Genomic DNA, 19309 nt, shown 5'->3' on the forward strand with positions numbered 1-19309 from the left:
TAAGCCAATTATTTACCTTCGGGAATATAGGGTTTCAGACTCATGCCGGTACTGCGGATGTAAGCCATGATCTTAAGGTCCAGCCTTCCTTTAGCAAAGATTGGGCCCCAGTCCCCGTCCAGTGCCGCCCATTCCTGCGGATTCGTCCTTTTCAGCTCATTGCCGAAATTGAAAATATCACTCTCAAGCTGCTGCCCCTTCTGAAAAGCCTGCGTGACGTCGATCCTCGTCTTCTTCTCCAGCCCCCGTTCAAGCTTCATGATTTCTTCCCGCTTGCTAAGATCCACGTAGCTGTCCGTTTCATTGACGCTCCCCTCCTCCGCAATTGTCACATGAAAGACCGGAAGCCCCCCCTCCATCGTGATCTTTACTTCCGTTCTGGAATAGATGATATTGACGGCTACGGACTCTTTTTTATCATCCGCATCAATATTGATCACTGTTTCTTCTATCTGGTTAAGCAGCCACTCGGTTCCCCGTGCTTCTGAGTCCTTCATCCAATAAAGCAGCTTCCCCTGCCTAAACACCCCTAGCCCGTTCATCACCGTCTCGGTCAGGGTCTCAGACCCTTCCAGATTACTTTTCTTCTTCCCTTCCTCAGCGTCCCCCTTGATCTTCACCGCATTGATCGTCAGATCGCCTTCTCCTGTAATGCCGTGAATGACATCGAATACGCTGATCGGCCGGTTCTCCCCCCAGACTCTGGAGGTATTCTGCGCTTTTTTGACCAGCCCCAGAGCCGGGAGACTCTCTACAGGGGTCAGCAGCTTCAGGACGGACGCGGCATCGCTGCCGCGGGCGACCAGTATTTCTGAATTGAGCCGCAGCTCATGGGACCGCTCGAAGATGTCGAAGATATCGTTAATCCCATCCCGCGCCAGGGACTCTCCAAGCACAATAAGCTGGGTGTGGGCAAAAAAAAGCTGGCGGGTCACATGCTTCGACGCCCGCCGCAATGCGCCGAACATCGTTTTGTCGGTTGCCGACACCACCACTACAGCAGGCTTGCCGCTTCCGGGAGAGTTACTTGTAGATGTTGAAGACGGATTGACCAATTGAAAGGTGACCCGGTATTCATCTGTCTCCGGGACAAGATCCATCCCTATGCCGCTTACGATGGCCAGCTCATTCAATTCCCGGCTGTTCCAGCAGCCGCCAAGCGGCAGGATCAGCACCGCTACGGCAATCAGGCGCAGCAGCCCCTTACCCTTCATCAGATTCCCTCCCGGCGGCCTCTTTCCCTGCGGGAGAGGCTGAAGAACGGCTGCTATTGTTGACCAGCCGCTTTCTGAGCCTCGTGAAGCTCTGTGGGGAGCGGATGAAGGTATCCTTCAGATTCCCCGGAACGAAGGGACCGATAGGAGTCATGTAAGGAACCCCGAGCGAGCGCAGACTGCACAGATGGGCAATCAGCATAATAGTGAATATGGCAATGCCATACAGCCCCATAAATGCGGCGATTGCCATGATAAAAAACCGCAGCATGCGGATGGAGAGCGCCATGTTGAAGGCAGGTGTAGCAAAGCTGGAAATTCCTGTGAGAGAGACCACAATTACCATCGCCGGCGAGACGATCCCTGCTTGAACCGCTGCTGTCCCGAGCACGAGACCGCCGATGATGGACACAGTCTGGCCGATCGGCGAAGGCATACGGATCCCTGCTTCCCGGATAATCTCGAAGGTTACCTCCATGAGAACCGCTTCAACAAAGGCAGGGAACGGCACCCCCTCCCGCTGTGATGCCAGATTGATCAGCAGCGGGGTTGGAATCATCTCCTGATGGAAGTTCAGCGCAGCGACGAAGATCGCCGGACCATACATCGAAATGACCAGACACACAAACCGGAGCATCCGGATCAGCGAGGAGATATCATACCGCTGGTAGTAATCCTCCACCGTATGAAAGAACATGAAGAAGGTGGTAGGGGCAATCAGGACAAACGGGGTACCGTCCACGAAGATAGCTATCCGTCCATCCAGCAGATTGGCTGCCACACTATCCGGGCGCTCCGTATTGAATATGGTGGGGAACGGGGAATATTTATTGTCCTCTATGATCTGTTCGATATATCCCGACTCCAGAATCATATCGACCTTAATCTCCTGAAGCTTGTCCTTGAACGCTTGAATCGTCTCTTCATCAGCAATGCCGCGGATATACATAATCGTGATATCAGTGTGGGTGACATCACCCAGCTTCATCGTTTCAGTCCAGAGGTCCGGGTTCTTGATGATTTTGCGGACCAGGGCAATATTCGTGCTGATGGTCTCCGTGAAGCTTTCTTTGGAGCCGCGGATAGCGACCTGGGTGCCTGCCTCCGTAACCGCGCGGGATTCCCCGCCGCAGGTACTTCCACTAATGCCTCCCCCCACTCCGTTCACCAGAATAACTGTATCACCCGAGAGCAGCGCCTCCAGCAGCCCGTTAATATCTGTAACCAGCTTCTCCTTGCCGATACTAAGGGCATTCTCTTTAATATAGCTGTAGACTTCTTCTGGAGTTACCGCAAGCCGCGCACGGTCATTCAGAGCTTGAAAGGACATGACATGCGAGATATAGTCATCGACCATCACTCTGTCTGTTATGCCAGCGATATATACTGCAGCCACATGGGCTGTTCTATTAATTAATTCATAGGTGCGTATAACCAAATCGGGGCTGTTCCCGAGCCTTGCTTGAATGGTACTGATGTTGTCTTCCAGCTTAGGGGAGACCGGCGAATTTATATTCTCCATATCCGCACCTCCTGGCTCTTACTATTCGCCCGCTATCCTTTTTTTATACAGCATATGGAATATGTAAAAGCAGAACAAGCTGTCCCCGGTACGGAATAATCCGTATTAGGGACAGCTTGTACAAATATAGCTTATGATATAACGCCGATACACCGGCTGTTATCTCTGATGGAGGAATGCTAGTGGTTATCTGCTACGCCAAGTGCCTTGTTCTTCTCCTTGAACCGGTCATTATGGGAGGAGACGTAGGCTACCTTCTCAGCGGTAGGGTCCATGTACAGCTTCGCGCTGTTCAGGGCAAGCACCGCATCGGTGAACGTTCCGGCAATGAGCCTTACCTTGCTCTCATGATCCACGAAATCTCCGGCAGCGAAGATACCCGGGAGATTCGTCTCCAGCTTCCCGCTGACGTTCGCACACCACTCTCCCATATCCAGCCCCCAGTCCTTCAGCGGACCGAAGTCGCTTCTCAGCCCGTGGTTGACAATGACGGCATCGACCGCAAGCTGCTCATGCTCCCCGGTCTGAATATGGCAGACGGTCACCTGATCGATCTGCTCTCCGTCACTGCTGTGCAGCTGGCTTACCGCACAAGGCACACGCACATCCACCGAGGAGGCCTTCATCCGGGCAATATTCTTCTCATGCCCGCCGAACTGCTCCCGGCGGTGTACCACGGTTACACTGGCGGCAATCCCTTCCAGCTCATTCGCCCAGTCCACTGCGGAATCCCCGCCGCCCGAGATCAGCACCCGTTTGCCGCGGAAGGGCTCCAGCTCCTGTACCGTGTAGTGCAGGTTCGTCACCTCATAGCGGTCCGCGCCTTCAATCTCCAGCTTCGCCATCTGCAGAATACCGTATCCGATGGTGAGAATAACGGTACGGGTCCAGTGCTGCTCGCCTGTGGCTGAGGTCAGGATATACGTTCCGTCCTCCTGGCGGGCCTGGTGAACAATCTGCTGTCCAAATACAATGGTAGGATCGAAGGTGCGTGCCTGCTCTGCCAGCTGGTCAATTAACTGGCGGCAGAGAATAGGTGTTACTCCTCCGACATCCCAGATCATCTTCTCGGGATAGATCAGCATTCTGCCGCCCAGCTCATCCTTCGCTTCAATCAGCTTGGTCTTCAAATCCCTCATTCCGCTATAGAACGCTGTATACATGCCTGCGGGGCCGCCGCCAATAATCGTCACATCGTATAATTCCATTGATTCATTCATTGATATCCCTCCAAAGTCTGGTTGTATTTAAGATTTGGTACGGGCCAGAAGATACAGAAAGTATGGAGCGCCGATGACAGCTACCACAATGCCGGTAGGAATCTCGGACGGCTGCAGTATTCGCCGCCCGATCGTATCCGCCGCAATAACAAGCAGCGCGCCGATCAGCGCTGAGGCGGGCAGCATCAGCTGATGCTTCGGTCCGACCAGCCGCCGTGCCAGATGCGGACCGACCAGCCCGACGAAGCCGATGCCGCCGCTGACCGCTACGCTGGAGGCCGCAAGTCCGACCGCCGCTGCCAGCAGTCGGAACTGCTCTCTGGTCACATTAGCACCGAGTCCTGTCGCTGTCTGCTCGCCCAGATTAAGTACATTCATCACCCGTGCCTTGTAGATGACATAAGGCAGCAGAATCACAATCCAGGGCAGCAGGGACAAGACAAACTTCCAGCTTGTGCCCCAGATGCTGCCCGCCAGCCAGGTGGCAACGAACTGATACTTGTCCGGGTCAAGGCGAAGCGTCAGCACAATCATCGCCGCACTCATGCCCGCCGCCACAGCGACCCCTGTAAGCAGCAGCCGGATCGGCGAGATGCCCTGATGCCGCTTGTAGGCAAGACTGTAGATCAGAGCGGCAGTACAGGCCGCCCCGGCAAAGGCCACCACGGGCAGCAGATAGACCGGTGCCGCCGAGGTCGTCGGGTAGAAGGAAATCAGCAGCATGACCATCAGTCCGGCCCCGGCATTAATGCCGAGAATGCCCGGATCGGCCAGATCATTGCGGAAGACCCCCTGCATCACCGCGCCGGATACGGCAAGTGCGGTACCAATTAACAGAGAAATGACAATCCGCGGCAGGCGGAACTGGAACAGAATCAGCTCCTGCTTCTCCGTTCCCTTGCCGACCAGCGTATCCAGCAGTTCAAGCGGAGTAAGTCTTATGTATCCTGTATTCACACTTATAATGAACATGATCACAATCAGAACAGCCAGCACGCCGATCACCCTGAGGCCATGCTTACGCCTTGCATCTTCTGAAGAAATTATCTTATGGCTCTGCATCTTTACAGCTCCCTTCTTTCTTTTCGGGCCAGATACAGGAAGAACGGTACCCCAATCAGCGCTATAATCGCACCCACCGGCGTTTCATGCGGCGGATTGATCATCCGGGCGGTGAGATCGCCCCCGACCACCAGCAGCGCACCCAGCACCGCAGAGCAGGGAATAATCCAGCGGTAATCCACACCGACCAGATAGCGGGTCAGATGGGGGATGATCAGGCCGACGAACCCTACAGCTCCTACTACAGCTACAGAGGCTCCGGCCAGAATCAGGACAATCAGCGTTCCTGCCAATTTCACCAGCCCTGTACGCTGCCCAAGCCCCTTGGCAATATCCTCACCCAGGCTGAGCATTGTAATCGAACGGGACAGCACAATGGCTCCGAGGATAGCCGCTATGACCCATGGAGACATGATCTGCAGCTGGAACCACTTCGTTCCGGCCAGACCGCCGGCGTACCAGAAAGCGAGATCTTGTCCGATCCGGAAATACAGAGCGATGCCTTCACTTAGCGCCGAGAGCAGCGCACTGAGGGCAGCACCTGCCAATACGAGCCTGGCCGGGGTTAGCCCTCCCTTCGCCAGTGAGCCTACTCCATAGACAATTCCCGCTCCCGCTCCGGCGCCAACGAAGGAATAAAGAATGAGATACATGAACGGCAATCCCGGAAAAAATGCAAAGCAGACCGCCAGCGCAAAGCCCGCTCCAGAGTTAATGCCCATCAATCCCGAATCCGCCAGCGGATTGCGGGTCATCCCTTGCATAATAGCTCCTGCCACAGCGAGGCCGGCTCCCACCATTACACCGCCCAGCACACGCGGCAGCCTAAGCTCGCGGATGATCTGATGGTCGGTAATATCGGGATTGAAATGAAAGACTGCGGTCCATACGACCGACAGCTTAATATCTGCGGCCCCGAACGATACGGATATAGCAATACCAAGCGCCAACGCAATCAAGCCGCCAATAAGAATTAGTGTTGCCGCCCAGGGACGGGACCGCAGCTTCAGCCGCTCTGCCTTCTGATCCAGCCCGCTCCCGGACACTTCCTGATGATTCATGAATGTCACCTGTTTCTTTGAAATTGATTCTCATTATCATTATAATATTGTAAAGGAACAGGTCAAGGTTTGGCAATGGACAAAAAAAATAAACAAGTGGAAACGCTTTACCGTCCTTTTAAAGGACGGTACCGTTTCAGCGAGAAATAGATGGATAATTTATCATGTGAAACATATAAATACGCTTATATTTTTAAAACAGCCTATCCTCCCGGTTCCATCCTGTTAGAGATGTAGCTGGAGCATAGGCTGTCAGATTGGCTGTTATTTGATTTCTATACATTCTGAAGCGTACCGCCAAATATTTTGCGGATGTACCCTTGCAGCTTGCCGATATGCGGCACGAAGAGGCTTTTGTCATATACGTAATTAGATTGGGTTACCAGCTGTGAATAGAGCTGGAAGAGGATGGCAGCGAGTTCCCGGTCAATCTGCCGCTCATGCTCCATCAGAGCATACGTCTCATCCAGCGCCTCATAGAGCTGAAGCACAGCCGCTTCATTAATGGTCTTACGGCGCAGCGGTACAAGAATATCCGTAGCAATTCCATCAATCCGCAGAATAACAGCCGCCAGTCTCTCGTTCACTCGATTCTCCTCCTGCAGTGACTGAATGGTTAAGCGCTTGCTTATTACCATCCTATGTCTGCCGGTCCCCTCGCATGCCTGTACAGCGGAATCAGCTACCTCGTGTAATCCTCGTATACGTCTCTCTTGTTCAGCTTGGAGTACATATATTCATCATTCTTCAGCTTATAGAGCTGGCCCATGGCACCAAAGATCAACAGCAGCACTACAATCAGACCATAGGCATAGGTAAACTGGTTGAAATAGAAGCACAATACAATGGCTGCAAAGGTCATAAGCAGCAGTACAAGTGCGATCCGGCTCAAAATTCTCTTCATCAGGGTTCCTCCGCAGAAAGTTTTAATCTAAATGTATCATAATCTGCGTACGAATCCTGTCGAATCCTGGAAGCTAGATCAATTTCGAGAGTACCGTTCCCGCCAGCAGCTCACCGAGCGTCTTATCGAGCGGCAGCGGCTTGTTGCCCAGACAGGTGCGGAGCGCGGTCAGCAGCACACGGACATCATATTTACTCGGATGGACGGGAATCACTTCTTTTTCCAGCTTCAAAAGCTCATATACAGCCATCATCGCGGAGCGGACCGAATACTCCACCGTGAACACACAGTCATCCGGGACTTCGGCGAACTGGCCGAGGAAGGCCAGATTCACACTCCCCTGCGGCACGACCTGCGGACGGTCGCCAAGAACACGCGGCATGAACTGGGCAGTGATATAAGGCATCATACATGGGATGACATTCGTGGTATGCTCCAGAATCTCGGGAATGCGGTCCGCAAGCCCCATATGGTAGCACAGTTCCTCCAGCAGCTCACGTCCGGTGCAGTCGCTCATTTTTTTCTTAATATAGTCGCCCTCGGCATCCGGGAACAGGCCATACGCCCACAGCACCTTCACATTGTCCGGCTGGTTGATGAAATGCGGCTGCTTGGGTGCGGTCCAGGACATCATCCAGCTGGAGTCTTTGATCGTCACCACCCCACCCATGCCGGGAGCATCTCCCGTCAGTTCCAGCAGATAAGGGAATACAATCTCATCATCGGTAAAAGTCATCGTGAATGACAGCCATTTGGACTTGTCGATATCCCCGCAGAACACCTCGGGACGGCCGAAATCCGGGGACTTAGCAGCAAGCTTGCCCCAGAGGCTCCAGCAGCCGCGTTCTGTAACGGAGCGGTTCAGCACCGCCGGATGGTCCAGATCGCCAACGGTAGAATTCTCTGTCATTGAGCCGTTCGTGACCATGACCAGATCCCCGCGTGTCACCGGAATCGTCTTCGGCGAACCGTTCACCAGCACCTGAATCGCGGTTACAACCTTCTCATCCCCCTTGATATCAAGCTCCAGATCCGTGACCTGGTGCCCTTTGTCAAACTGAACGCCCTCACGCTCCAGCCACTTCATCAGCGGCAGGATCAGCGAGTCGAACTGGTTGTATTCGGTGTGCAGAATCCCCTTCAGCTGGTTCATCCCGGAGATCAGGTGCATGAACCGTTCCATATAACGCTTGACCTCAACCACACTATGCCAGTTCTCGAAGGCGAACATGGAGCGCCAGAAATACCAGAAATTCGTCTCCAGGAAGCTCGGATCAAAAAACTGCTCAATCGTCACCGCGCCCAGTCTCTCTTCGGTAGCCAGCGTCAGCTTGCCTAACTGCAGCGCATGTGCGGTTGAAAGTCCAAGCGAGGAGAAGTCGGCGGGGGTGCCTTGCTTTTCAACCAGACGGCAATGCGATTCAATCGGTTCTGCCAGGTTCAGCTCCCGGAATGCATCCAGCACCGTCCGGTCCGGATTGCTCAAGGAAGGGATGAAGCCGAACAGCTCCATGAAGCATTCGAAGTGCTCTTCAATCTCGCGTCCGCCCCGGGCGCTGTAGCCGTCCTTGGCATTGCCCGCCCCGTCCATGGAACCGCCGTATATAGATGATTGCTCCAGAATATGAATATTCCGGCCGGGCATCTGCCCGTCACGGATCAGGAATGCCGCCGCCGACAGGGAGCCGATTCCTCCTCCGACGAGATAAGCCTTGCGTGAAGCGATGCCTTCCTGTACCTGCGGATGAATTCTTTGATATGTACCCATGTGTCCTCTTCCTTCCTTGATCAGGGGATAAGTGCCTGCTAACTGCCTTCACTATACCCGCCGTGAATCAGGGATTCTATGGACAGCCGGACGCTACTGTCTAGGGATTACACATCCGCCGGACATTGTGTCATTACTTCGCCGGGTGCACCGCAGACTGATAATGCTCAAGCCCCCGGGCAATGCATCCGTCCATAATCCGCGATACCTTGTCCACCACTCCGGCCGGATCTGTATTCGCTCCTGCTCTGAGCCAGTGGATCACCTGTTCAAGGATGGCCAGCGTGTAGAAATCGGCTATATCGAGTCTGGCCTGTACTCTTACAGGTTCTGGGATCTGCTCCTGTCCAGGCCACGCCTGCCTGTCCAGCTCCTCCACTACGCTGATCATGACGCGGTAAATCACTCCGTACAGGAATTGCTCCAGATGCTCGCGTCCCAGCGAATGGAAGGTATTCAGACAGATGGTTTTGTTATTTACGGTATAGCGCAGGACGCTTAAGAACCCTTGCTTCCAGCCCGCCCAGCAGCAGTATTGATCCAGTCCTTCAATTACTTCTGACTTGTAGATCCAGCCGAGCAGCTCATAGATATCCTGAAAATGATTATAGAACGTATGGCGGGTCACCCCGCAATCCGCTGTGAGCTGCTGGATCGTTATTTTATTCAGCGGCCTTGTGAGCATAAGCTTCTTCAGGGACCGGGCTAACGCGTTCTTCGTTAAAAGTGAATTGGACATTTCTTCCTCCTAAACATTCGGATTTGATATTCCAATTATAACCATTTATGAGTTTGTTTTCACCCCGTCTGCTTCGCAGCCCTTATTACTCGCGCTCGCCAAGCCTGACCGCATAGGTCTTATATCCTTCTTCACTAATCTCCAGACAATTCAATTGCTCCCCGTACACACAGCCGCCGTCGATGCCTATTTTGTCACCCAGCAGACTGAACCAGACTCCTGCCCCGTCCTGCAGATCTACCGTAGAGGTATGACCGAATACGACCGTCTTCTCCGTAGAAGTAACAGGATGATTGTAGAAAGGCTCCCGAATCCAGATAAAATCATACTCCCGCTGGGTCCGCCAGTCGGCAAGGGAAGGATCAATGCCCGCATGAACGAACAGATGGGTCTGCGTCTCATAGTAATAGGGCAGCGAACCCAAGAAATCCAGGTGCTCCTTATACTCCGTACGCATGAACCGCTTCATCTCTGTATAGTCCCTCCAGCCTGAATCCGGGTGCAGCAGGACCGAATCCCGGCCTCCGCAATAGCTTAGCAGGGTGTGGAATCCCCCATTCGTAATCCAGTGGGTATCCCGCTTATCATCCTCTCCCGCCAACGCATCGCAGGCCATCTGATCATGGTTGCCCCGCAGCACAATAACCCCCTCTGCCTCGGCAAGCCGCTTCACCTGTTCCACGACCGCCCTACTGTCCGGTCCTCTGTCCACATAATCGCCCAGCAGGATCAATTGATCCCTGGAGGGGTTATACTCCGCCCGGCGGAGCAGCAGGTTGAATTCCTCTATACAGCCGTGGATGTCACTGATTACTAATGTTCTGATGCCGCTCTCCTCCTTTTTCAGTTGAAACTATTATACTATATAGAGCATCAGGCGCACTCCAGAGCTGAACTTGCAGCATGGTCGGCGCTGCGGTGAACATTTGGCCCACGCGCCTCACACTGACCGATTGTATTCGGTTTTTGACATACATTGGTTTTAACACTCCTGCTCCACAACAAACTGAATTAATAATTTTCTAAAAAAACAAAAAGAGGTTCACCCGCCAAGCGTTCAGCTTAGCAGGGAAACCTCCTGATTACATTCTATTCCGTCCGTGCGGATGACGGGTGCTTACAGGCTGTCCCGCAGCGCGGTCCCAGCGCCAAGAGACGTCATGACCCTTCAGATGCAGGCCGCCGAACCATTCATCGATACTTTGCAGCTGTAAGCGGTCGGCTGCTCCGGCCAACAGTTGCTCCCCCCATCCAGTCAGCGTAACGCTGCGGTGCAGGAATTCCGGTACTTCCCTGTAATCTGTTAGCTCTGACGCACCCTCGATTTCAAGCAGCGGCTGTTTTCCGGCTGTAAGTGTGCGCAGGATCTTCCAGTATTCCGTATCGCCCATGCCAAGCCGGTGGAGCTGATCCGTAACCTGACGGAACAGCTTAAGCGGCGTATCCATACCGCCAGCTACAGCTTGGAGAGTGGTCTGTTCGACAATGCCGAGTCCATTCTCTACGGAAGGCAGGCGGGAGAGATGGGCCATGAAGGCATCATAGGCAAAAACAAGCGTGCCCCCCGCCAGCTCCTCCCGCTTCGCTGCAAGCAGATCAGCCAGCTCGCTTGGATCGGCAGCCGCGTATGCCTCCCACAGCAGGCTCCCCAGTTGCAGCTCCTTGCGGCCAATTTTCCGCCAGGTTCCCGGCAGGGTGCTAAGCTGGGCTTCCGTCAGCTGTCCCAGACCATGGAACAGCTCAATCCCGGGGAATTCTCCGATGCAGAGCAGGCTCAGCTTCGTATTGCCCAGATTTTGCCCATTGAACCAGTGTAATAGGTAGGCCAACATACTCTGGTCGAAGAGATCATGCTCAAACCACAGCACCACCTCATCATACTGGCGGAATCCGCTAATTCTGCGCTCCTGCTCCGCACAGCCCGCCAGATATTCAGCCGCCGGAATACCCATCGTGCCCTGTAGTACCTCAGCCCGCAGCAGCCGATTCTTCTCTGCCGCCGGATCGGTGAAGATCGGCCCTGCCGAATAGATCTCTCTCCACACCAGCACCTCTCCCTGGACAATTCCCCGTTTCAGCTTATCTCCCACCGTGTCACCATTCACAATATGCAGCATACGTGCTCCCCCTTCATGTAACAGATGAAATGCAGCAGCCAGATCGGCAACAGGTAAAGCGCCCTTCAGCTTGCGTCTGCCGTCATACAGCCTTTTCTTCAGCGTAGCGACGGGAAGACCCAGATACACGGAAATCTCCTGAAGCGAGTACCCGTAGAAGTAGAACAATTGCAGCGGTACCCGCAGCTTGGCGGACAATTCCGACACTGAATTGTGCAGCACCTGTGTCCATTCCCGGTATTCAACAATCTCCGCTGCACCGGGGGATGACCCGGGCACTTGCTCCGCTGCCTCCAGAGGCAGGGTTGTCTCTGTCTTACGCCGCAGCAGCCGGTGGCATTGCCTGACCACGATCGTTTTGAACCATCCCGGGAACGCGGCCGGCTCCTGAAGGCTGCCAAGATTCATATACGCCTCCAGCAAGGCTTCCTGCACCGCGTCTTCCGCGAGCTGTACATCGCTGAGCATATCGTAGGCCACTACGTAAGCCATCCCCCGCACATGCCCGCTAAGCTCCCGGAAGGCTTCGGCATCGCCCTGCTGCACTCGTTCAATCCACTGTTGCATCTGTCTACCGAACCTCATTTCTGTATGTCTTGATCACGTTACACTACTAAGTGCCATTAAGGGGGAGAAAGGTTACAAATAAGGCTCCAGAAAGGAACAAATCCACCTATTTCATAGCCTGAATTAATTGACCAATGTTAGGTTTAAATTTTGAAAAATTAAATTTCCAAAGATTATATTTATTTTAATTAATTTTTAATAATATATGTTACTATTATTTCATTTAACCCATCATGAAGGCCAAAACTGTTGCACCGGAGGATGTCTAGCAATACCCCCTGGCCTATGTTAGCGAAGATAATACACTTTCAGGAGGCGTCACATTGAACCATAGACCCGGCATGCTTCTTCTTTCCACACTAATGATAGCAACCACACTATTTACTCCCCTGGAGACAGCTCTAGGTGCTTCGGCACCTTCTTTAACAGGCATCACAGGCCACTGGGCACAAGGCGAGGTTACAGATTGGGTTGAAAAAGGCTTCATTCAGGGATATGCCGACGGCAGCTTCAAACCGGACAATAGTCTGAAAAGATCAGAATTCATGGCGCTCATCAACCGCGCCTTCGGATTCACCGAGACGGCACCTGTGGCCTATAAGGATCTCTCTGCAAGCAACTGGGCCTACACCGAGGTTGCCAAAGCGGTGAAAGCCGGATATATCAGCGGATATTCAGATGGTACCATCGGTACCGGCAAGACGATCAGCAGACAGGAAGCCGCAGTGATCATCAACCGGTTGTTGAAGCTGGATGCCGCTAAGACCGGTGCTCTTTTCAGCGATTCCAAGGATATTGCCGCCTGGGCACTGGATTCTGTCAATGCCGTGGCTGCGTCAGGAGTCATGAAGGGTTACTCGGAAGATAACAGCTTCAGACCCGGCAGGGATATTACCCGTGCGGAAGCCGTAGTGTCCTTAACACGCACCAAAGTTATTGAGGAGGCTCCAGCCAGTACTCCTGGAAATGGTGGAGACACACCTTCAGCAACCACCTCACCGGCAGCTAGTCCAACAGCCACACCAACTGCTACACCTACGCCGGTTCGGAGCACCTATGTCCCTTCCGATCCAACGGCTGCGCCTACAGCTACACCAGTAGCGACACCTACACCTACAGTAATACCTACACCAGTCCCTACACCAATTCCTACACCAGAACCCACACCAATTCCTACACCAGTTCCTACACCAGAACCCACACCAGTTCCTACACCAGTTCCCACACCAGTTCCCACACCAGTTCCTACACCAGTCCCTACACCAGTTCCTACACCAGTTCCTACACCAGTTCCTACACCAGTTCCTACGCCAATTCCTACACCAGCACCTACTCCTAATCCAGGCGATACGTCAGCCCCTTTACTTACCAGTGTGACCCTTGGAGCGGTTACTGTAGGAGATAATGTATACGGAACAAGCAACGAAGCGGGTTACTTGTATCTGGTCCCCTCCACAGTGGCCGGAACTGCAACCGGTCTGGATGATTCTGTTCATGCTGCTCTGGGTAAAAAGCTGGCGGTAACCGCCTCCGTCTATTCCCCGCTGAATACGCAAGGTCTGCCTGCCGGTCATTATGTTGTGTATGCTGTAGATGGCTCCGGCAATATCTCGGCCCCTTCCAGCACGATTGAGGTTAGAGTGATTGAGCTGACCATAGGGCTTCCCGCCTCCTTGACGGAGTCCAAAACCTATGACGGCACTGCCTCAGCAGCAGTAACCGCAAATTCGCTGACCGGTGTGCTGAGCGGTGACGATGTTAATGTGCAGGCCTCTGCTGCCTACAACAGCGCAGCGCTTGGGGTGAACAAGACTATAACCGTTACCTACACATTAAGCGGAGCGCAAGCAGCCAGCTATCTTGCACCCGCTCCCTATATCGTGAATACGGGCAGCATCGCACTCCATCCGTTAACCATCAAAGCTACGAATTTGACCTTGGCGAAGTTCAAGGACGGAACAACAGCAGCAGCGGTGACTCCCGGACAGCTTCTAGGGGTAGTTCCCGGGGAAGATGTCACTGTGAGCGCCGTTGCCAACTATGATACATCTGCCATTGGGACGGGCAAGACCATAACTGTAGTCTATACGCTTAGCGGAGCAGATGCAGGCAATTATATTGCACCTGTGAGCTACATCGTTACCAATGGCGAGATTGACCGGGATCAGATCACACGCTCCAGAGTCTATGACGGAACTACAACAGCGGCAGTGATTGTCGGTGCTGTAACCGATATTATTGAAGGGGATGATGTGACCGTGCATGCCGCCGGTACCTATGACACTCCTAACGTGGGAGTGAACAAAATCATCACCATCTCCTACACCTTAACAGGAGCAGATGCGGGTAACTATATTCCACCAGTTAGCTACACCATTAATACAGGTATTATCACTGCTTTACAGCTCAACATTACAACACCAGTGATTACAGAATCCAAGATCTATGATGGAAATACATCGGTCCAGTTCACCCCCGGCACCCTGATCGGAGTCATTCCTGGCGATGATGTCACAGTCAGTGCAACAGCAACATACAGCGATGCTGCTGTCGGCAGCGGCAAACTCATCACTGTTGTCTACACCTTATCCGGCGAAGATGCCGGCAACTATTTGACACCCGGTAATTATATGATTTCAACAGGTGCGATTGTAGCGCCTTAAGCAGAGATCTGTGATCACATGGTATTAATAAAAGCGTCCCGCGAGCCGTGAACTGGCTGGCTGGGGCGCTTTTATTGTAGTGCATTGATTGCTTAGAGCAGGTTACAAACCAGCAATAAATTGAGGTGGAATAGGGTCCGCCAGCCAGATATTATGATTTCCGTGGTAGAACTTAATTCCTTCCTGTGCGGCCCGCCCGGCATCTATGGTTAAGATTACAGGACTTGAATCCTTGCGACCTCCCACCAGCTTGGCTGTATCCGTATCCACCGAGAAATGAACATACTGCCTCTTCATTGGTTTCAGTCCTTCGTGCAGAATCGTCTCTACCCATTGCCTGGCTGTTCCATGGTACAGAATAGGGGGCGGCGTTTCAGCCTGCTTGATTATTTTTCGCGGGACCGAGTGACCATACAGCGCCCTTATTCTACCCTCCGCAAGCTCATGCCGCTGCTTATCCGATGCTGCGATCATTTTGTCCAGATCCTCTGCACCGACTGCTTCCCACTTCTTGTCCTGATGCAGCGAGTGAAGCAGCTGTTCAATATCCACCCACCCCTGTTCATCCAATTCCAGTTCATATTCCCACGGCGCGTGACGCAGGGCGTAGGAAACCTCTTTGCTGAGCTTCGCATAATCCATTGGCTTTAGTCCTCCATAGTTATTTTGTCTTGTAAGTTGTCAAAATCATCGATTGTTACGAGTTTAGCCTAATCCGGCGGATATATGAAATGCGCGGACTCAGATGCCGCTATGTGGCTGCAGTTCGCTTGATTAGGAGCTGGATAGACAAGATAAGCTCCACTGAGTCCGTTTCAGCTCTAAAAAGAGACATTTGGGCCGAATAAGGGAATCTGAGTCCGGGTAGCACAATGATCGTGGTGGTACTTAGTCTCACTGTGAGCGCACGCAAAAAGCCGCCCCTCTAAGGGGCGGCCCGCCTTGCACCCGTCACTGTACATCACATACTTAACTCTTGCTAAGCACTACAGTTAACCCGACTGCTGTATCGGACGTACTGAACTGTTGCCTCTACCTAATGTTTCAACATACCCGTTGCAACCGATGCCACTCTACGGTATACGCCACCCGCTGCTGCTTATCAACGGGCGTATCAGCCGAGACGCGCTGTAACTTCCACCCTTACTGCGCAATCTGCTCGCGGATGTTCGCGAGGATCTTCTTCTCCAGCCTCGACACCTGCACCTGCGAGATACCGAGGCGGCTGGCGACTTCGGACTGGGTCTGATCGCGGTAATAGCGCAGATACACGATCAGACGCTCGCGCTCGCTTAGAGCGCCGATGGCCTCGTTCAAGGCCAGCTTGTCGAACCAGCGCTCCTGCGACTCGTCGGCGATCTGGTCGATCAGCGTGATCGGATCGCCGTCGTTCTCGAAGACGGTCTCGTGGATCGAAGTCGGCGGCTTGTTGGCTTCCTGGGCGAAGACGATTTCTTCGGGCGTGACGCCCAGCGCTTCGGCCACTTCACCGATGGTCGGGAGGCGGTCGAGCGTTTTGGACATCTCATCCTTCATCTTGCGCACCTTGTTGGCCATCTCCTTCAGCGAGCGGCTGACCTTAAGCGTGCCGTCATCGCGGAGGAACCGCTGGATCTCGCCGATAATCATCGGCACCGCATAGGTGGAGAACTTGACCTCATAGCTGAGGTCGAATTTATCAACGGACTTCAGCAGTCCGATACAGCCGATCTGGAACAAATCATCCGGTTCGTATCCACGGTTCATAAACCGCTGCACCACCGACCAGACGAGGCGGATATTGCAGTTGACCAGCGTGTCGCGGGCCGTATGGTCCCCTGCTTGACTGAGCGCGATTAGACGTTTGACCTCCGCATCGTCCAAATAGGTCGGCGGAGCTTTTTTTGATTCTGCTTCCATGGCTCCAACCCCTAATTGTATAAAGCTTTTTTCGAGACAATGGTTTTCTTCATGGAGATTGAGGTTCCGCGTCCCGGTTCGCTGATAACCTCGAATTCATCCATGAAATTCTCCATAATGGTGAAGCCCATACCTGACCGCTCCAGCTCCGGCTTCGAGGTATACAGCGGCTGCTGGGCCAGCTCCAGATCCTCAATGCCCCGGCCCTTATCCTCAATCGTCAGGTGCACGGTCTCATTGTCGAGCGAAGCGGATATACTGACAACGCCAGCGGGATCACTGTCATAACCGTGAATAATACAATTGGTGACAGCCTCCGAGACTACCGTCTTCAGGTCATTCAGCTCCTCCATCGTCGGATCGAGCCGGGAGACAAAGGCCGCCACTACGACACGCGCGAAAGATTCATTCTCAGACAGCGCAGCAAATTGGACACTCATGAAGTTACGGGCTTCGCTACTAGTCATAACGCGACCTCCAAATCCGAGAGTGCAGAGCTCTCGTCGTCATATAGGGGCATGATTTTGAACAGGCCCGACATTTCCAGCAGGCGCTTCACAGGCGCTGTGGCATCGCAGACTGCCATTTTGCCGCCCTTACTGCGGATCAGCTTGTACCGTCCCAGAATCACTCCGAGACCCGAGCTGTCCATGAACTGCAGCTCCTTCAGACTCAGGATCAGATGCTCCACCTGGCCCCGCATAATTGCTTCATCCATATCCATACGTACATAATCGGCTGCGTGATGATCCAGTTCCCCGGACAACCGGACAATCAGCACACCCCGGTGATGCTCCATCTCCACATGAGAATTCATGCTTGCCACTCTCCTCTTCGTTGCTTGGACAACCGCCCTGTAACCATTTCTTTCCCCTACAAGGACAAGGTTTCTACACCGCAATTGAGGATTCCTGCCTCACGACAAAACTAGAAGAAAACTCCTAAGAACTTACACAAAGCCCCTAGTTCAATCTACAAAAAGGAACAAATCACGAACAGGTGAAATACTGGAGCATGTGCGGCGGTTGGCAGATCAAATGGATCGGCAGCCTCTAATCCTTCGTGAACATAGCGCCCGTGGCCCGCTTGAACAGCTTCCACCAGCCCGCCTTCGGGATCGTTTCGCCTGCCTTCAGCTCATATTCCTTCAACACATCGTTCCCCTGATAGACCACCAGCTTGCCGACCGTCTGGCCTTCAGCCACCGGAGCCTTCACCTGCTCATTCAGCACCAGCTCGTGGCGGATGCCCTCCTGAGTCACTCCTTTACGGAGCAGCACACTATAGTCTTCCTTCGCCACCAGCGGCAGCTGCGACTTCACGCCCTTCTCAATCCTTACCGTGCCGATGGTGTCGCCTGCCTTGTGAATCGTATGCAATTTATATTGGGAAAAGAGGTAGTCGAACATCGCTGAGACCTCGCTGTTACGGGTCTTGGTGTTCGGCTCGCCCAGCACTACCGCTACAGCACGCAGGCCGTCTCTGGCCGCCGTCGCCGACAGACAGAACTTCGCTTCGGACGTATATCCCGTCTTCAGTCCGTCAGCCCCTGTGTAGAACCGCACCAGCTTGTTGGTGTTGACCAGCCAGAACGGCTTGGTGGAATCTTTGCGCAGGTAATCCTGATAAGAGCCGGTGTATTTGATAATCTGCTCATGCTTCAGCAGCTCCCGGCTAATGACGGCAATATCATGCGCGGAGGAATAATGATTCGCAGCCGGCAGGCCGTTGCAGTTGGCGAAATGAGTATCCTTCAGGCCCAGGTTCTGCGCCCTCTGGTTCATGAGATCGACGAAGGCGCTCTCCGAGCCGGCGATTTTCTCCGCCATAGCTACGGAAGCATCATTGCCGGAGGCCATCGCGATGCCCTTCAGCATATCGTCCACCGTCATTTCCTCACCCGGCTCTAAGAAAATCTGCGAACCGCCCATCGATGCCGCATACTCGCTGGTCCGCACCTTGTCGGTCAGCTGCAGTTTGCCCTCGTCCAGCGCCTCCACGGTCAGCAGCATGGTCATAATCTTGGTAATACTGGCCGGCGGAAGTTTATCATGGCTGTTCTTCTCATAGATGACCGTGCCCGTGCTTGCATCCATAAGAATGGCAGAACGCGCCCCCGGCGCCAGCTCCGCAGCCGCCCCTCCGGCATTGCCGGAATTTGCGGTGCCTTTGGCTTTTTCCTCGGCCCAGGCACCTGTAGCGCCTCCCAGAACCGACACAGCAATGCACAGCACAAGCGTTACATAACGAATTTTCCTCACAATGGTTCCCCTCCTGAACTTAACCTTCATTTCACAGGTACTGTGTTCCAGTTTCGTCAGAATGGCAGGAAATTATTCCAGTTCAGCGAGAAATAGAAGGATTAGCTATCTAGTGAAACAGATACATACTGTAATTCAAACTATATAGATTGAACTAATAATTTTAGCTAAGGAAAAGTGGCGGAGGGGAATTTTGGAACTGTAGGAGCGCTAGCGACCGCCTTTGTCTACGGATTTCAACCGTTCAAAACGGTATAAAATCATGAAATCTGTAAACAACAGCGGCCGGAAGCCCAAAACTTCTCTGGAGTC

Annotated in this window: 17 protein-coding genes; 1 reads left to right on the forward strand and 16 read right to left on the reverse strand. The window is 53.3% G+C overall.

From position 1 onward, the window contains the following. Positions 1–8: 8 nt before the first annotated feature. From NYE24_RS08760 to NYE24_RS08810, 11 genes are all read right to left on the reverse strand, one after another. Positions 9–1214: a Ger(x)C family spore germination protein gene (locus tag NYE24_RS08760; RefSeq protein ID WP_342478489.1), complete on the reverse strand. Its 1206-nt coding sequence runs from the start codon at positions 1212–1214 to the stop codon at positions 9–11. Continuing rightward, positions 1204–2736 carry a spore germination protein gene (locus NYE24_RS08765; RefSeq protein ID WP_051493864.1) on the reverse strand — a complete coding sequence of 511 codons (1533 nt, stop codon included), beginning with the start codon at positions 2734–2736 and terminating at the stop codon, positions 1204–1206. Before NYE24_RS08765 ends, NYE24_RS08760 begins: the two co-directional genes overlap by 11 nt. A 179-nt stretch (positions 2737–2915) precedes the next feature. After that, on the reverse strand, positions 2916–3956 hold the full coding sequence (locus NYE24_RS08770; protein ID WP_076154382.1) for an NAD(P)/FAD-dependent oxidoreductase: 1041 nt from the start codon (positions 3954–3956) through the stop codon (positions 2916–2918). 27 nt (positions 3957–3983) lie between these two features. Further along, positions 3984–5018, reverse strand: a complete 1035-nt coding sequence (locus NYE24_RS08775) for an iron ABC transporter permease (protein WP_036698247.1) — start codon at positions 5016–5018, stop codon at positions 3984–3986. A 2-nt stretch (positions 5019–5020) separates the two neighbouring features. After that, the gene (locus NYE24_RS08780; protein WP_036698249.1) at positions 5021–6079 is read right to left on the reverse strand and encodes an iron ABC transporter permease; all 1059 of its coding nucleotides are present in this window, start codon (positions 6077–6079) and stop codon (positions 5021–5023) included. A gap of 275 nt (positions 6080–6354) precedes the next feature. Further along, complete coding sequence (locus tag NYE24_RS08785) at positions 6355–6666, reverse strand: hypothetical protein (RefSeq protein ID WP_342478490.1); 312 nt, start codon at positions 6664–6666, stop codon at positions 6355–6357. A 95-nt stretch (positions 6667–6761) separates the two neighbouring features. After that, positions 6762–6983 carry a hypothetical protein gene (locus NYE24_RS08790; protein ID WP_036698252.1) on the reverse strand — a complete coding sequence of 74 codons (222 nt, stop codon included), beginning with the start codon at positions 6981–6983 and terminating at the stop codon, positions 6762–6764. 73 nt (positions 6984–7056) lie between these two features. After that, a complete protein-coding gene (locus NYE24_RS08795) occupies positions 7057–8751 on the reverse strand; it encodes an oleate hydratase (protein WP_076154384.1) in 1695 nt (564 codons plus the stop codon). Between the two features lie 133 nt (positions 8752–8884). Continuing rightward, on the reverse strand, positions 8885–9490 hold the full coding sequence (locus tag NYE24_RS08800; RefSeq protein ID WP_036698255.1) for a TetR/AcrR family transcriptional regulator C-terminal domain-containing protein: 606 nt from the start codon (positions 9488–9490) through the stop codon (positions 8885–8887). 85 nt (positions 9491–9575) lie between these two features. Next, entirely contained in the window at positions 9576–10337 is a 762-nt protein-coding gene (locus tag NYE24_RS08805; RefSeq protein ID WP_342479217.1) for a metallophosphoesterase family protein, read from the reverse strand. 235 nt (positions 10338–10572) lie between these two features. Further along, on the reverse strand, positions 10573–12174 hold the full coding sequence (locus NYE24_RS08810) for a sigma-70 family RNA polymerase sigma factor (protein ID WP_342478491.1): 1602 nt from the start codon (positions 12172–12174) through the stop codon (positions 10573–10575). 323 nt (positions 12175–12497) lie between these two features. Between NYE24_RS08810 and NYE24_RS08815 the strand changes: the two genes are divergently transcribed. Further along, entirely contained in the window at positions 12498–14837 is a 2340-nt protein-coding gene (locus NYE24_RS08815) for a YDG domain-containing protein (RefSeq protein WP_342478492.1), read from the forward strand. 102 nt (positions 14838–14939) lie between these two features. Here the strand turns inward: NYE24_RS08815 and NYE24_RS08820 are convergent, their stop codons facing one another. The 5 genes from NYE24_RS08820 to NYE24_RS08840 form a co-directional block, all read right to left on the reverse strand. Then, a complete protein-coding gene (locus NYE24_RS08820; RefSeq protein WP_342478493.1) occupies positions 14940–15479 on the reverse strand; it encodes an RNA 2'-phosphotransferase in 540 nt (179 codons plus the stop codon). 501 nt (positions 15480–15980) lie between these two features. Beyond that, positions 15981–16736, reverse strand: a complete 756-nt coding sequence (gene sigF / locus NYE24_RS08825; protein WP_036698262.1) for an RNA polymerase sporulation sigma factor SigF — start codon at positions 16734–16736, stop codon at positions 15981–15983. An 11-nt stretch (positions 16737–16747) separates the two neighbouring features. Beyond that, positions 16748–17203: an anti-sigma F factor gene (spoIIAB, locus tag NYE24_RS08830; RefSeq protein WP_036698265.1), complete on the reverse strand. Its 456-nt coding sequence runs from the start codon at positions 17201–17203 to the stop codon at positions 16748–16750. After that, positions 17200–17553: an anti-sigma F factor antagonist gene (gene spoIIAA / locus NYE24_RS08835; RefSeq protein ID WP_036698267.1), complete on the reverse strand. Its 354-nt coding sequence runs from the start codon at positions 17551–17553 to the stop codon at positions 17200–17202. Before spoIIAA ends, spoIIAB begins: the two co-directional genes overlap by 4 nt. 235 nt (positions 17554–17788) lie before the next feature. Next, complete coding sequence (locus NYE24_RS08840; protein WP_235218506.1) at positions 17789–18997, reverse strand: D-alanyl-D-alanine carboxypeptidase family protein; 1209 nt, start codon at positions 18995–18997, stop codon at positions 17789–17791. Positions 18998–19309: the final 312 nt, after the last annotated feature.

Source organism: Paenibacillus sp. FSL H7-0350, assembly GCF_038593195.1.
Classification (GTDB): domain Bacteria; phylum Bacillota; class Bacilli; order Paenibacillales; family Paenibacillaceae; genus Paenibacillus_AQ.